Raw genomic sequence first — 13,381 nt, forward strand, 5'->3', positions numbered from 1 at the left:
AATCACATCGGCTATCTGGCGGGCGGTATCCGGCAACAGCGCTTCGAGAGATTCAAGGTCAAACTCGCGCATATTACAGCCTCCCGTGACGCTTCGCGTCAACAATCAGCATTTGCATCAGCTTACGCACCTGATCGTCATTCAGCCACTCTACCGGCTTCGCCTCGCCCAGCATGCGCTCCACAATACCATCGAGATAACCCCACGGACGGCCAGCCTCCGCCAGCATGGCCTCAATCTTACCCAGCATAGCTTTACGACCCGTCGCCACGCGGGGACGGCGACCACGGGAAGACGGCGCAAAGCCCTGAGTGCGCATGTACAGCACCACTTTTTCAAGTTCGGCGGTGGTACAGTCACGCGCCGAACGTTTGCCGGTCTGGCGGGCCAGCACATCGCGATAAGTGTCATCGTCCCAGCCGAGGGATGATTTGCCTGTGTGAATAATGCGGATCAGATTTGCTTTCATTGGTATCCCGTAACCGATTCAGATGTCCATAAGAAGCTTGAGATCAATCTTGTGCTCACCGCACAGTGGTGCAGCCTGATTAGCCGCCTCGACTGCGGCCCGCATCTCCTCTTCAGCCCTGACGGCATCCTGCTGCAGAGCGGTCAATTCCGGCACATCAATAGTCACAGCACACAGGTTTTTCAAATCACCGGCTTTACGTTCCAGCATGGCAAGACTGAGGCGACGACGATCTGCCGCGTCCTGAGCCTGTTTTTTATAGGCGGTGTACTCGCCGAGTTTGGCATAGTTGGTCATGGGAAATTCTCCGGGGATTCAAACGAAAAAACCCCGCACAGGGCGGGGCTTGAGCCAGTTTCAAATTGTGGTGAACAGTTTTAACAATTTGATTGGATCACAAAAACAGCATGGCGTCAATTAAACAGAATCACTTTTTACCGCCCCATAGCTCTGCATTTTCTGCCTTTTCAACGGCTGATAGGGTTTTCTGCTCCGGCTCACGTTTCGGGGGCGTCAGGTGCGAGCGAGGAGCTTTATCCGCTTTCCTGAAAAATTCAGGGTATTGATACTTTAGCGAGTATAACCAGACAATCACACACACCACGGCAACTCCGGCTATAAGTTCTATGCCGTTGGCAATTCTCTCTAACTGATTTTCGACAAAAGCCCCACGAATCATAGATGTCACGGTCGAGAAAAGAACGCCCCCAATCGCACAATTTCTAAACGTTTTTAATCCATCAGACATATAAAAACCCCTCAAAAAAAGGCCTTCCGAAGAAGGCCATTATGCTATTAACGGAAATTTTCCACTATTCTAGGTGCTTTCGACGCTACAACATCCATCTGGAATAAAACAGGGACACTGACTTTGACCAGTTTCTCTACGCTACAGACCTGATCCTCAGGGACGACGATTTTAGCGTAACTTCGGGTAATCTCCTGGAATTTCCAGCCATTATCCTCTGCAACCTCAAGCCATGCCTCAAGCCAAAACAATCCGCCCTGAAGATAACTCAAGAACGAAGGCGATATAATCCCCAGACTCAATAGCATCATGAAACGACGCGGATACCAACGTTCCACCGTAGATATCGCTACCAGCGCTTACTGGTGGCTCCTGACCATCAGGATAATCGACCACGAACGTCATTTTACCCATGACAGTTCTCCTTAGCGGATGACACCTTGCGGTTATGGCGGCATATTGTCGACCACATCTGGATCTCATTGAGAAATGCGCACATACCTCGCACCGTTCTCCGGCAACCAAGCTTATTGGACTTACCAACCGAACGGCGAGCTTTACGCATAACGCGTCGATTATGCGCATTACAGACTTCAATCCAGCGGTTTTTATCGCTATTTTTATACGGGGAGTGACAACGTTTCCGGCGGAAACGGTATTCCTTCTGCCACGCTTTATTTAGTTCATCGAGATAAGTAGCCTTACCCATAATTAACTTTCCTCCCATTCAGTGCCGCGCTTCCAGTCATCCACTGAACCGTCCAGCTCTTTCGATAATTCACCAATTTGTTCCGACTGTCTTTCCAGCAGTGACATCACCCAGGTATCCAGCTCACCCCAGCACTCTGCCATTTCGAGCAAATGGCGTTCGATCGTCGCCAGACGACGCAGGTGGCTGCGGGCGGTTTTAACGTGTTCAGCATACGGATTAGCGCTGGCCATGACTTCCACCCCATCTTTTCTTGTGCTGATTAACAGCAGCCTTCATTGATGCCTGGACTGTTTTATTCAGAATCCGGTGATTACGGTTGTCGTAGAACCTCAAACGCGAAACGGCTGGCAGAGCCGGGCACTCGACGACAGAACTTCCATCATTAAGACAATACTCGTGCCGTTCGCCGGGCTGAGGGTAAATTGCTTCGGTGACTCTAAGCAGCACTATCGCCCCCCTTAACTACATCAGCGCTGACGAACCCACCGGGAGCCAGCTCAAGCCCTTTTATTTTGCGAAAGTGTGTTACCACCGTCCGCGCCGTAGGGAAGAACGTATCTGTTACCTCCAGCGTTTTCTCCGTCATATATCGGTTCTCTTTGCGCTTAAGGTAAGCCTTACCGCCGCGCTCCTTAGCAATAGACCGCGTGATTCGCGCGTGAGGGTTAATCAGTTTCTTGCGAAGAAACACCTCAGAAAGAGGGTTATAAGCCTTATCATCCTTTTTCAGAAAACCCACCAGAGCATGGCCGCCCTCCGCGACGATGTAGGCCATTTTGGTTTCGCGAACGGTGATTTTCATCACTTCAATTTCATGCCCCTGATACAGGAAGCGCACAGGAGCACCAGATTTAAGCGTATTTTCGATACCAGTCCATTGCGGTTTAGTAATCGCCATCGTCATCATCCTCATCAAATGAAAATGGCAGTTCACCTAATACACTCAATGCCAAAATAATACCGATACGAACACCCTTTGCTTTTTCGCTACCGGCCTGAATATCTGGCAGCCCGTTACCTAAAGATATGGATGCATCAGGTTTAGCCAGGACGAGCTGCAGGTCGGCGACTTTTTGCTCATGCCAGGACGTTAAATCCTGAATAAATTCAGCGAATTCGGAATTAACTATCTTCATATGAATTACCTTGTTTCAGGCGTAAGCAGTCCCCTGACGGTTTACGCCATAATTAAACGATGATTAATTTCGGTTTAAATTCAGCCCGCAGGCGTCAGTGTTTCTGTTTTAACAAAATAAGGAGCGCGATCTATTTCAACAATACAACCACATTTAAAATCCCGCGCTTTATCTCTGGTTCTGACCGGATAACCGCCCCTGAGCGCTCTGCATGGCTGGTATATAAAATGACTTCCTACCGCATGCGCCTGATTAAAAGCCTTAGCTTTCATTGACCCCGCCCCAGCCGCGTGCAGCAGCATTAGAACAGTAAGCGATACGGGTCTCAGCCCACTGGCGACAGTGACTGGTGCGGGCATATCTCAGGGCGGATTGCCATAGTTCAGCAGCCTTACCCCATTCCCCGTTACGCTCTGCGCGTCCCGCCCCAACCGCATACAGCCCATAGTTATTACGCGCGGCATTCTCGACGTTCATATTCATCTTTTATACCCCAGCAATATCTAGAGGAATATTGACCATCTTTCCGTTTTCATCTTGCTCTTTGAAGTTGATATAAGTCGATGTTACGGAAACGACCAGTGCTTTATTTAGCGCCTCCATCGCCTGCTGCCAGAGTTCGTCCTGAATATTAAGCTGGCGTAAAGAAATAATACGGCCCGTATTCAGCTTGCCTTCCTTATCCACATCGAAAGCATCAGTAATAATCGTCAGTAGCTTCTCATCCGCGCCCTTAGACCAAGCTTTTAGGCAGTCATCTATCATATCCTTGGCAACCTGCAGCCTTTGACGCCACCTAGCTTCAGGACCAAATGTCAGCCTATCTTGTACGGCTATCTTAATTTGCTGACTTCCATCGAAACTTGAGAAGGTCACGTTGCCTTTGACGCCACCTAGCTTACGCCCGAATTTCTCAGCACATAATTCCAACCACGCATAACAATCCCCAAATGAGTTATGTTTAAAGGTGGCTATACGCTGGCTCTCTGCTTTAGCTTCAGCAACACGAGAACGGACAAAGGCATCCATTTCACGATCATAATCAGAAACCTGCTCAATCGGCACCAAGCGACCTTTACGGTCTTTCATATAACCTTCAGGAACAACCGCAGTTTGATTATTAATGGACATTTTTATTTCCTTCTGTAGTGGATTTAATGATTTCTTTTGTTTCACAAATGCTGGTGTCGATATGTTTAAACCCGTTCATCGTTTCCATCGCGGTCAGTATTGACTGGTGAATAAATGCGGCATGTGCCGCCTCCTGTTCCTCAATAAAGAGGTGCAGGGACCACTAGCTTGAATAAGCGTACCAACACCAGTATCATCCTGCTCAATAAAGACTTTCATCACTATCGCCATTTAACTATCTCCATCATGACTTTCTTTTTTTAAACGATTTAACTCACCCAAACAGGCTGCTAATAAACATTGAATGAGCGTTTCTTCTATATCTTCATTTTTATTTGCATTGTCGATTTCAGCATTAAAATTAATGCCATTATTATTACTTGAAAGCGTCAAAATTAATTTTACAGCCATTTATTCAACTCCAGATAACCGTACAGCCGCCGATATAGGATGTCCGAGTCATTTGTCGAACACCGTCTGAAACTTCCAAAACCTCACTGACGGGCCACACAGGGCCGTTGAGCGGGGGTAAGGCGTACACTACCGGTAGGTGACGGTGCCACCCAGTAACACGCCCACCGTGGGTCTGGATTTGCATTTTTGCGCGGGAGCGGGCCGCTGACATCGCTGTTCTATCCATATTTTTACCCTCTATTAATGAATTAGCATTTGTGCATAGGTTTCAATTAGCTTCACACTGATACCTTGATTACCGATAGCGCTAGCGCGAACCACGCCTCGCGCCAGTTTGAACATTCGACGATAATTACCTTTCGAATATTTCAGAAAGGCCTCTGCGACCCCCTGAGCTGAGATAACGTTTCTGCCGTCATGTGTGGGCAATAAGCTGGCTAAAATGGCATTAAAATCATCAATTTCAGATTTCCCCTTATGCACCTCAAGGTCCAGCGCCATACCTACACGGCTGTAAAGCTGTGCGAATTCACCGCGAGACCCCTTGAGGTTAATCAGCAGGCGTGGCATGCCCGCCAGCACGATGGCGACGCCAGAACGGTCGTGGATGCGGCGTAGTACTTCCAACGCACGGTAGGGAAGCAGTTCGGCTTCATCCACCAGGACAACCCAGCCGGTGCCCGTCAGCGCCTGTATGCACTCCTCGCTTAACTCATGGATATTGCCGTTCTTCTTCACGCCGAGGCGGGCGCACAGCTCCTGTAGCAGCACTTTGGCGGTGTAGCCGGGGTCAGCCTCAATCAGGATCGCGCCCTTATTCATCTCCACATAGCGCTTCAGCGCCATTGTTTTACCCATGCCTGCAGGGCCATAAATAACGCCGATATCGCTGTCCATATGGGTGTTGCTGATTAAACCCAGCGCCAGCCCGGCCAGTTGGGTCTGAACAAAGGACTCTTTAACTTCACGGCGGCGGGCGCGTTCTTCCTCGCGGCTGATAAAGTCAGCGATAGCCGACTCGACGTTACTGATATTGCCGTTATAGACGCCTTTCAGATACTGAGAAATAACCGCAGTACTCAGCCCCGTTTTAGTGGCTACCTTTTTTTGGGTGTAGCCAGTCCCCTCCAGCAAGTGGATTAATTTATCTTTGATGTTCATTTAAATAACCTTATTGATGATTACTGGCTTTCTTTAAATCGCTTTCAAATTCCGATTCGAATAAATAAACCTTTTCAGGCTCGCTGTTATTCCGTTGCGGGGCAAACATCGTAACGTCAATCTCAGGCCGCTGTTCCAGCGCTGGCCGCAGCTCTTCCTGCTTGCGACGCACCTTGTCTTCCAGGTTCCTGACGCTACGTTTGACGCGCTTCTCTTTAAGCTGCTCGATACGGGCTTTAGGGAAGGCATCGACTTTGTTGCCGTTCCAGATGGCGTCACATATCCAGGTGCCGTCCATACGCCGCACGATAACGCTGTGGGGGTCATGAATATCAAAGCAGACGCGAACCTCTTCGCCTTCGACGCTGGCAAGTTCCGTGCTGAAATAGATATTTTTAAACAACTTTATTTCGCCGCGTCGCGCTATACAGACCTGCTCAGGTCTGAACATTTCATGCAGTTCAGAGCTGGTGAGGTACTGAATTTCTTCCTGCTCCTGCTTAATAACGTGGTTACGGTAGGCCAGCGGCGACCAGTGTTGTCCGTTGTTACGCTCCGGCAGACTGCTGTGTGGACGATTATTATGCCGCTCTATCTGGCGCTCAATCTCAGCGACCAGCTGCTCCATCGTCGGCACCTTACGCATGGCTGAGGCCTGAACCTCATTCAGGGGCTTCCCTTTCTCCAGGGCATTAACCGCTGAATCCACCGCCTTGCGGTACTTACGTTGCGCTTCCCGGTCACCAGATTTACCCACCCAGGAACCAAAGGCCATCGCGGCACGCTTCGGTATTTCCTGGTTAAGACGTTCGATAATACCGCGCCCCTGTGGATTACCCGGAATACCGGTGGGGTGCTCAATACCGAGGCGGGAGAAAATACCGGTAATATCGGCATCAAATACGGCGTTTTTCTCACCGCCACCGTTATCGGAGTAATACATCAGCGGTACGCCATAGCGTGACACTGCGTTACGGATGGCATCGCCTACGGCGACCTGGCTCTCGGACATGGCCAGACTCCAGCCGACCACCACGCGAGTGCGGGCGTCGATCACCAGCGTAATCTCAGGCCGGAACGGCTTGCCCGTCTCAGGGTTAATCACTTCCATCTTCATGCCGTGGCCATCGCCGACCCATACGCCATTAACCGGGATAACAGACCAGTCGCGGCGCACGAACGGCAGATACTTCTTGTAATCGGAGCCGGTTGCACGTCCGCGCTCGCGCTCGGCTACGGGCAGCTTGTCCAGTGCATAGCGCACTGTATCTACCTTCGGTAGCATGGATAACATGATCTCGTTGTCTCCGTACTGTTCAACCCACCACTTCGCAAACTTCTCGTACGCCATCATGACGGTGGGTTTGTTGGTATCGCGCCAGAAGCGCATAAAGTCCGGCATCCATGAATACTGGAACACCTCTTTTTTGCTGACCTTACCCGGTGCCAGCAGCGCCATACGTTCACCAACCGTACCTGCCGCCATCCAGGCTGACAGCCAGCGCTGAAGCGTTGGCACGCTGACCCCGGTGCGGGTGGCACCCTTGCGGGCGTTGGCGATATCGGCGGCCCGTTGCACATAATCCGGCAGCGTCCCGGCGACGGAAGCGTCGGCAATAAACTCGACCGCCTGTTTGCGCTTCATGCTGAGACCGCCGTTTTCGCTGCTGTCCATAAGGCGTAACACCTCCTGAACCAGCACCATCCGCGCATCACCGACTGCTTTCTGGCTGTCGGTCAGCTCGCGCAGTTTCTTCTCCTGCAGGGCCGGGCACTTGCGGTAAAGCGCCAGATCGCGCTGTACCTTTTCGCCACCTGCTCCCGTGACCAGTTCGCCTCTGGCGGTCGCTTTTACCGGAAGGGAAGCAGACTGTGCCAGCAGCTGACGCGCCATGCGGGCCTGAACAGCTTCACGCGCGACGTCTGGCAAGCAATCAACATTGTACTCGTAGGCCTTCGTACCCTGGCGGCGGCGCATCATTTCCGGTAAACCAGCAGCACACTTATTCAGGGTGTACCGCACTCCCTGAACCGTACCAGGCAACCCCGGCAGGCCAATTAACTCATTCACCGTAACGAACATATCAGGACGCCTTACGCATCATGTAACGACTGGGCCAGATACAGGCCGGTTCTATATTTAGAGCACTCGCAATAATTCGCTCACCTTTTGGGTAAGAGCGATTAAGCGCATTTTTAAGCGTGTCGGGCTTAAGACCTGCACGAACAGACAGCTCACGCATGGTAGTGCCTTGTTTGTGGATCGCAGCCACAATGTCCAGACGGTGCCAGTCAGCACTGGATACTTCTTTTCTTTCCATCATTCGATTACCCTACAAAGTTAACCGTGCGGATAAGCCCTGCGGGTTATCCGTCTGGATAAAAGTATTGATCCATATGTAGCCCATGTAAAGCAAAAATAGCTCTTTCTTTTGTATTTATAGCCACGCAAGCCGTGGGGAGGCTAAAGGACACTACATTTCAATAACTTATGTGGTAAAGAAAATGAGCAAGCAAAAAGAAAACAAATTTGCTATTGAGGGTGAGGAAAAAGAAAGCTTTCGCCAGCGCCTTGAAAACCTGATTGGCAATAGAAGTGTAAGAAGCGCAGCACAAGCTTGGAATCTTCCTCCATCGACAATTAACAACTACCTACATAAGGGCACTGAACCCGCACTCAAAGTCGCTCTAGCGATAGCCAAAGCAGAAAGAGTAAGTCTGGAGTGGTTAGCAACTGGACTAGATAAAGTTGAATGGACTACAAATAGCCCAAGCGATGTGAGTGATCCTCTCAAATTTACATGGCAAATGATCTATGAATCTCTTAGTAAAGAAGATGCCGAAGCCTTGATTAGGTTGATCCACAAGGAAGGGGCCAGAGGCATTCTATCCTCGGCTGGAACTGACGAGGACATCGATACCACCTTGCTTCTTTTGCCTAAGGAGGAAAAGGAACGCCTATTAGCATTGCATGAGGCTAAAAAAGGGGCATCTGAAGGAAGTGAAGTGAGCAGCACGGACAGCCTAGCTCAGGAAGCTAAGCGAGCAGGATAGATTAGGAAAGCGTAGGCAGCTTCTTGCTGTCAGGTGTAATGCATATTTTTTATGAGGTTATTGAGTTCGGCCAACTTTTCTAGCCGCCTGCTCAAACGAAAATCAAAAACGATTTAAATGCAGTTAAAACTCACACAAGTAACAATCATTCGAGTATCAAATACCGTTCGAAAAAATCAGTTTTAAATCATTTTTTCGCGGCGGGTATCAAATCCCACATTTCGACCAATGCCGCGCCAGTCAAAGGCTGTCGGCGTTCTTAAGGTATGTACGATCAGTATCAAAATGATTACCCCCCCACATGTTCGTGACTAAACGCATGAGCAAATCAGGCAAGAGGCTGTTAGCGCAGTCTCTTGCCACCCATCTTCACGAAGCCCAGCCAAGCGCTGGGTTTTTCTTTTTTGTAAAACGCCCTACCCCGTCGCCACGAATGTGCAAGGGTATCTGGATGTGTTCTGGTGATTGGTGATAGGACGCTTTCAGAAAGGTCGTGGTGCCGGGCAAAGGAATCGAACCTCTGACGCGCAGCTTACAAGGCTGCCGTTCTGCCACTGAACTAGACCGGCGAATTTGGCGGGACAGGAAGGATTCGAACCTTCGACCATTCGGTTAACAGCCGAACGCACAACCGCTGTGCTTCTGACCCTAAATGCAAAAAGCCCCGAGCTATTAACTCAGGGCTTGTTTGTTCTTGGCGATGGCTGAAGTCGCGTTGTTGCCGTCCCCATTAGACCCGGCTCAAGGGTTTCGATGTCCCCGATTCATCAGCACTGTCATCTTGTACTTCATCGCCTGCTCAGTTCGCTTTTGCTCCGAGCATACAGAGAATTTACCAGGCTATAATTTTTTTGCAAGCTTTTTCGGATAAAATTTATTTATGCGACAAATTTTGCATTTTCATCACGCTCTAACTCCTTCATAGCTGCATGGTAAAGCTTAGCCTCAATTAAACTAATGCACCATCTAACTCTGTCACGTGATTGTGGCATCGTTAGTGATCCCCTTGTTAATCGCTGCAGGTACTGCGCTATGGTTTCTACTGCATGACCATATACGTAGTAATTAACCGCAACCTTAGTGAGCACAGTCTTGTTTCCAAGCACATTGAGAATGAGCCTGTCCATAAACATGCCTTCCTCATCAGTGCAGCGATCAGTATTCGAGTGCTTAAGATTTGCGATGACTTGCGCAAGTTTCTTGATAAGCTCTTCACCGTTGTAACCGCGATTGTGAAGACTCTCCATGATTGCCACGATTCCATCAGATGTTATGGCCCCCCGACCTGACACTGACTCCATGAATCTGGCAATTGGACTGATTTGAGACTTCTCGCTCATGCCATCATATGCCCAGCGCCCCCAAGCATTAAGCATGTGAGACACCCACACTCTATTTTCAGGTAAAAGCCTTGGTTTGAACCCGAGGTCTTTTGCTCGTTTAATGGTGGCGAGAAGTGCAAGCTGATCATCAGGTAGGTCATGCTTAGCTCTAACGTCGCTGAAAAACTCTTCGTCTGTTTTCCTGAGAAAATCGTTAGCCACTCTCGCAGCATCAAATTTCTCTGAATACTCGCCAAGAGAGAAACATTGCCCAAATCGCCATATCTTTACAGCATATTTTCCATTGACGCGGTTCTTGCTGACACAACGCATGCCTGAGGTATTGTTTTTGCCAAGACGTCGGTTGTGAGCGTTTTGCTTTCTCGTAGCTTCTCTGAGGTTGAGAATGCGATTGTCAGATGGGTTTCCGTTGATATGGTCGATATCTTCTTTAGGCCATCTGCCATGGAAGTAAAACCATGCCAGCCTATGGGCTGCGTACTTCTTCCCTTTGATGCTTACGTAGATATAACCGTTATCGCCGATCATGCATCTTGTACGGATGCCATTATGCTGCCTTGAACTAAAATTTCCTGTCTCAGGGTTGTAGTAGAAAGCCTCCCTGACCTTAGCCAATTCAAGCTTCTGCTCGTCATCGATTTCTATCAGTTTGGTTGTGATCATCTACGCTGCCTCCGGGTCATGGTCTGGCTTATTAGTTCCGAGCCGATTACGCACTTCCCGCAGCTGCTCGCGTACATACTCAAGACTGCGCTCTAGCTCATGTTCTTTGCCAATCAGCACCTGCTCGGTATGCATATCGCGCTGAAGCTGCCATTTGACTTGCTGGATGTTAGTTACTGAGCACATTATTCAACCCTCTCGTTCTGCCATAGTGGCAAAGGCTCTTTGTTACCTGCGCGTCTTATTCGAGATTTAGCGTTCTTCTCAATCTGAATAAGCTTCTCGATATTCTGTCGGCGCTGCTTTTCCTCTCGACGAAGATATTTAACTCTCTCCATGTAACGAGATTCCTGGTCGCATAGGGTCATTAAAAAGTCGAAGGGTTCTATAAGCGTTTCGCACTTGCGACAGCGTAGCGTTCTGTCCTTTTCGTTGACCCAAACCGCAGAATGCAGGCACATAACTTTCTGTCCTTCGCGCTGGATGACTAGGCCATCCTCTAGGCTTTCTTTCTTGGTTGGGAATGCGACAACTTGTCCAAGCTCTATCTCGGTTTCAATGCTCATGCCGGCTCTCCTACTAAGCTGTCTAACTGGCGACGCATCATCTTGAGCGCTCCATCAGGGAATGGCTGACGTGCTAAGCCTGCGAAGATGGCGCGAATTTTCTTGTCGCGGATGCGCTTTAGTAACTCGGTTACTGTTGCGCGGATGGTGGCGTTAACCTTCCTGTCTTCTAGCTGTGCGAATCTCACGGATAACTCCACTGTGACCAGAGCATCCAGATACTCTTCACAGACCTCTCTGCTTATGTCTGTCATGCTGCTTTCCTCATGAATCTGCGCCCGTACTCCATCAGCACATCACGATCGACCGCCGTCATTCGACACTCTCCTGAGCGTGGATATGGATGCCAGATGATGAGCATTGATCCTTTGTTATTGCCACCCTGCGGAATGCCGGTTAGCGGGTTGAGAAACTTAATGCGCCCGCCTGTCACACGACCTGTATCATCTACAGATGCGGTGATGAAACGGATTTCGCTGGCAGTCTCGATAGCCCGCCGATACCAACCTACTGATGTATCGGCGGGCAGTAACATTACACAGCCCACGCCGTTTGATTTCTCGGCTGCCGCTTTAGCCACGAACGGCGTAATGTCGCTGTATGGAGGGTTTAGCCATACATGACCCGGTATCGTGATATAATCGCGCCACGGTGTTACCAGTGTGTTCTGCTCCGCTGTTATATAGCGACGACACAATGCATTTTCCGCCGATGCTGCCGCATCAATTTGAAATCCAAACTCAGCGTCAAGTGCCGCAAAAATCTCTGGTGGTGTGCGCCACAGGTCTTTAATTTCTGCCGGGGTGTTTGATTTGTCCGTCATGCTGCCTCCCCCATTCGCATGGTTATCTCATCCTGATACCAGTCTGGTAATGTGAACTCTATGCGCCCCATTACACCTTGCCCCCTGAGAGCCTCCATGCGCTTTAGTTCGGCTTTCATGTGCTGGTAAAGCTCATCCATTTGCCACGGCTTCAGTCGCACAGGAATGGCTGCCAGATGCGCTACGCGGTCGATGGTCATCTCGCCGTAGGTGAGTTGGGCGTGAGTCGTGAATTCGTATGGGTCTTCTTCCAGCTTGCGATGGCATCCTACGCAGTGAGCGAAGGCGTTGTATGGGTGGTATCGGGTTGATTTGTGTCGTCTTGATTTGAAGTGGGAGCAGTGGAGTTTTTGTTTTTCGTGGTGGAATGTTCGCCCGCAGTAATCGCATTGCCAGTTTGTCCGCTCCCTGACCAGGGCAGAGAACACGGCATCAAATTTATCCCTCTTTAGTGCCATTTATCACCTCCACCATCGCAAAATTAGGATCGCACATCTCTGACTCGCAGAATCCACAGCAATACGTTTCATCTGCTTTCAACTCGTCATCGCATACAACGCATCTGACGCTGTTACGCTCGTACTGTTGGGATTGTTCAGTTGTTAGCATCGGAATCTCTCATCATCAGAAATACCTCCATGGCAGCATCGACTGATTGATGAGCTATCAAAGCCCTCCCTTACTGCGTCCATCGCAGCTTCGTAAAACCTTTCCTCTCCGGTTTTCATATCTGTTGATATAACAGCCTTACTTGTTGGGTGTTCCCCACTGAATTTTCCGAGTGAGCTCGGCCTTCTTCCGTTTACACGGAATGCATGAAGGTTATTTTCAGCCTGTGTAACCCATTCAAGGTTTTCAGCTCTGTTATCGTTCCTGATGCCATTTTTATGATTTACGACTATCCCTTCCGCATATCCATCGCAATGGGCAAATGCAACTAACCGGTGGACAGAGCACTTCTTTTTCTTAACTCTTATTTGTAAATAACCTGTTTGCTTGCAAATGAATGGATTTACTTTCACCCCTTTGTAAAACGTTTTGTAAGATTTGGTCCTATTGCTCGCCGATACTGTTACATAGCGGTCTACTGACCTAACATTGCCTAGATTGCTCACTTCATAATCAGGGCATATTTCTACCACAGCCCATATTTCTTCCATA

General features: G+C 49.4%; 24 protein-coding genes and 2 tRNA genes. 1 reads left to right on the plus strand and 25 read right to left on the minus strand.

The genetic code is table 11. From position 1 onward, the window contains the following. Positions 1-73: 73 nt before the first annotated feature. From SFA31_RS18305 to SFA31_RS18380, 15 genes are all read right to left on the minus strand, one after another. On the minus strand, positions 74-469 hold the full coding sequence (locus tag SFA31_RS18305; protein WP_322838226.1) for a regulatory protein GemA: 396 nt from the start codon (positions 467-469) through the stop codon (positions 74-76). An 18-nt stretch (positions 470-487) separates the two neighbouring features. Further along, positions 488-766, minus strand: a complete 279-nt coding sequence (locus SFA31_RS18310) for a hypothetical protein (protein WP_322838227.1) — start codon at positions 764-766, stop codon at positions 488-490. 130 nt (positions 767-896) lie between these two features. Next, positions 897-1,217 carry a hypothetical protein gene (locus tag SFA31_RS18315; RefSeq protein WP_322838228.1) on the minus strand — a complete coding sequence of 107 codons (321 nt, stop codon included), beginning with the start codon at positions 1,215-1,217 and terminating at the stop codon, positions 897-899. 47 nt (positions 1,218-1,264) lie between these two features. Further along, positions 1,265-1,468 carry a hypothetical protein gene (locus SFA31_RS18320; RefSeq protein ID WP_322839415.1) on the minus strand — a complete coding sequence of 68 codons (204 nt, stop codon included), beginning with the start codon at positions 1,466-1,468 and terminating at the stop codon, positions 1,265-1,267. After that, positions 1,455-1,631 carry a hypothetical protein gene (locus tag SFA31_RS18325; RefSeq protein WP_322839416.1) on the minus strand — a complete coding sequence of 59 codons (177 nt, stop codon included), beginning with the start codon at positions 1,629-1,631 and terminating at the stop codon, positions 1,455-1,457. Before SFA31_RS18325 ends, SFA31_RS18320 begins: the two co-directional genes overlap by 14 nt. Further along, positions 1,624-1,926, minus strand: coding sequence for a hypothetical protein (locus tag SFA31_RS18330; RefSeq protein ID WP_141177816.1), 303 nt, complete (start codon positions 1,924-1,926; stop codon positions 1,624-1,626). The genes SFA31_RS18325 and SFA31_RS18330 overlap by 8 nt, the downstream gene beginning before the upstream one ends. Before the next feature lie 2 nt (positions 1,927-1,928). Next, entirely contained in the window at positions 1,929-2,159 is a 231-nt protein-coding gene (locus SFA31_RS18335) for a hypothetical protein (protein ID WP_141177817.1), read from the minus strand. Between the two features lie 206 nt (positions 2,160-2,365). Further along, positions 2,366-2,827 carry a hypothetical protein gene (locus tag SFA31_RS18340; protein WP_322838229.1) on the minus strand — a complete coding sequence of 154 codons (462 nt, stop codon included), beginning with the start codon at positions 2,825-2,827 and terminating at the stop codon, positions 2,366-2,368. After that, a complete protein-coding gene (locus SFA31_RS18345) occupies positions 2,814-3,065 on the minus strand; it encodes a hypothetical protein (protein ID WP_322838230.1) in 252 nt (83 codons plus the stop codon). Before SFA31_RS18345 ends, SFA31_RS18340 begins: the two co-directional genes overlap by 14 nt. 261 nt (positions 3,066-3,326) lie before the next feature. Next, positions 3,327-3,548: an ANR family transcriptional regulator gene (locus SFA31_RS18355; RefSeq protein ID WP_322838231.1), complete on the minus strand. Its 222-nt coding sequence runs from the start codon at positions 3,546-3,548 to the stop codon at positions 3,327-3,329. A gap of 3 nt (positions 3,549-3,551) precedes the next feature. After that, a complete protein-coding gene (locus tag SFA31_RS18360; protein ID WP_322839417.1) occupies positions 3,552-4,196 on the minus strand; it encodes a DUF3164 family protein in 645 nt (214 codons plus the stop codon). 231 nt (positions 4,197-4,427) lie between these two features. Further along, the gene (locus SFA31_RS18365) at positions 4,428-4,607 is read right to left on the minus strand and encodes a hypothetical protein (protein WP_322838233.1); all 180 of its coding nucleotides are present in this window, start codon (positions 4,605-4,607) and stop codon (positions 4,428-4,430) included. 243 nt (positions 4,608-4,850) lie between these two features. Next, a complete protein-coding gene (locus tag SFA31_RS18370; RefSeq protein ID WP_322839418.1) occupies positions 4,851-5,771 on the minus strand; it encodes an AAA family ATPase in 921 nt (306 codons plus the stop codon). 10 nt (positions 5,772-5,781) lie between these two features. Next, the gene (locus SFA31_RS18375) at positions 5,782-7,854 is read right to left on the minus strand and encodes a Mu transposase C-terminal domain-containing protein (RefSeq protein WP_322839419.1); all 2,073 of its coding nucleotides are present in this window, start codon (positions 7,852-7,854) and stop codon (positions 5,782-5,784) included. 1 nt (position 7,855) lies between these two features. Beyond that, complete coding sequence (locus SFA31_RS18380; protein ID WP_088208398.1) at positions 7,856-8,092, minus strand: helix-turn-helix domain-containing protein; 237 nt, start codon at positions 8,090-8,092, stop codon at positions 7,856-7,858. Between the two features lie 184 nt (positions 8,093-8,276). On the opposite strand from SFA31_RS18380, the gene SFA31_RS18385 reads away from it, so the two are divergent. Then, positions 8,277-8,825 (plus strand): helix-turn-helix domain-containing protein, encoded by a 549-nt coding sequence (locus tag SFA31_RS18385; protein WP_322839420.1) that lies wholly within the window; start codon positions 8,277-8,279, stop codon positions 8,823-8,825. Positions 8,826-9,319: 494 nt separating this feature from the next. Here the strand turns inward: SFA31_RS18385 and SFA31_RS18390 are convergent. The 10 genes from SFA31_RS18390 to SFA31_RS18430 all read right to left on the minus strand — a co-directional run bounded on the left by SFA31_RS18390 (position 9,320) and on the right by SFA31_RS18430 (position 13,380). Continuing rightward, positions 9,320-9,394 (minus strand) — tRNA-Thr (locus tag SFA31_RS18390). A 5-nt stretch (positions 9,395-9,399) separates the two neighbouring features. Next, a tRNA-Asn gene (locus SFA31_RS18395) sits at positions 9,400-9,474 on the minus strand. A gap of 229 nt (positions 9,475-9,703) precedes the next feature. Next, entirely contained in the window at positions 9,704-10,831 is a 1,128-nt protein-coding gene (locus tag SFA31_RS18400) for an HNH endonuclease signature motif containing protein (RefSeq protein WP_322839421.1), read from the minus strand. Beyond that, positions 10,832-11,017, minus strand: coding sequence for a hypothetical protein (locus SFA31_RS18405; protein ID WP_322839422.1), 186 nt, complete (start codon positions 11,015-11,017; stop codon positions 10,832-10,834). After that, complete coding sequence (locus SFA31_RS18410) at positions 11,017-11,397, minus strand: hypothetical protein (protein WP_322839423.1); 381 nt, start codon at positions 11,395-11,397, stop codon at positions 11,017-11,019. The genes SFA31_RS18405 and SFA31_RS18410 overlap by 1 nt, the downstream gene beginning before the upstream one ends. Continuing rightward, positions 11,394-11,651 carry a hypothetical protein gene (locus SFA31_RS18415; RefSeq protein ID WP_322839424.1) on the minus strand — a complete coding sequence of 86 codons (258 nt, stop codon included), beginning with the start codon at positions 11,649-11,651 and terminating at the stop codon, positions 11,394-11,396. Before SFA31_RS18415 ends, SFA31_RS18410 begins: the two co-directional genes overlap by 4 nt. Beyond that, positions 11,648-12,220 carry a phage N-6-adenine-methyltransferase gene (locus SFA31_RS18420; RefSeq protein ID WP_322839425.1) on the minus strand — a complete coding sequence of 191 codons (573 nt, stop codon included), beginning with the start codon at positions 12,218-12,220 and terminating at the stop codon, positions 11,648-11,650. Before SFA31_RS18420 ends, SFA31_RS18415 begins: the two co-directional genes overlap by 4 nt. Further along, on the minus strand, positions 12,217-12,678 hold the full coding sequence (locus tag SFA31_RS18425) for a hypothetical protein (protein ID WP_322839426.1): 462 nt from the start codon (positions 12,676-12,678) through the stop codon (positions 12,217-12,219). Before SFA31_RS18425 ends, SFA31_RS18420 begins: the two co-directional genes overlap by 4 nt. Then, positions 12,659-12,829 (minus strand): protein NinF, encoded by a 171-nt coding sequence (locus SFA31_RS19125; RefSeq protein ID WP_416208363.1) that lies wholly within the window; start codon positions 12,827-12,829, stop codon positions 12,659-12,661. The genes SFA31_RS18425 and SFA31_RS19125 overlap by 20 nt, the downstream gene beginning before the upstream one ends. Further along, the gene (locus tag SFA31_RS18430) at positions 12,823-13,380 is read right to left on the minus strand and encodes an NUMOD4 motif-containing HNH endonuclease (RefSeq protein WP_322839427.1); all 558 of its coding nucleotides are present in this window, start codon (positions 13,378-13,380) and stop codon (positions 12,823-12,825) included. Before SFA31_RS18430 ends, SFA31_RS19125 begins: the two co-directional genes overlap by 7 nt. Between the last annotated feature and the right edge of the window lies 1 nt (position 13,381).

Origin of the sequence: Erwinia sp. HR93, from assembly GCF_034555055.1 — a bacterium.
Lineage (GTDB): Bacteria > Pseudomonadota > Gammaproteobacteria > Enterobacterales > Enterobacteriaceae > Apirhabdus > Apirhabdus apintestini.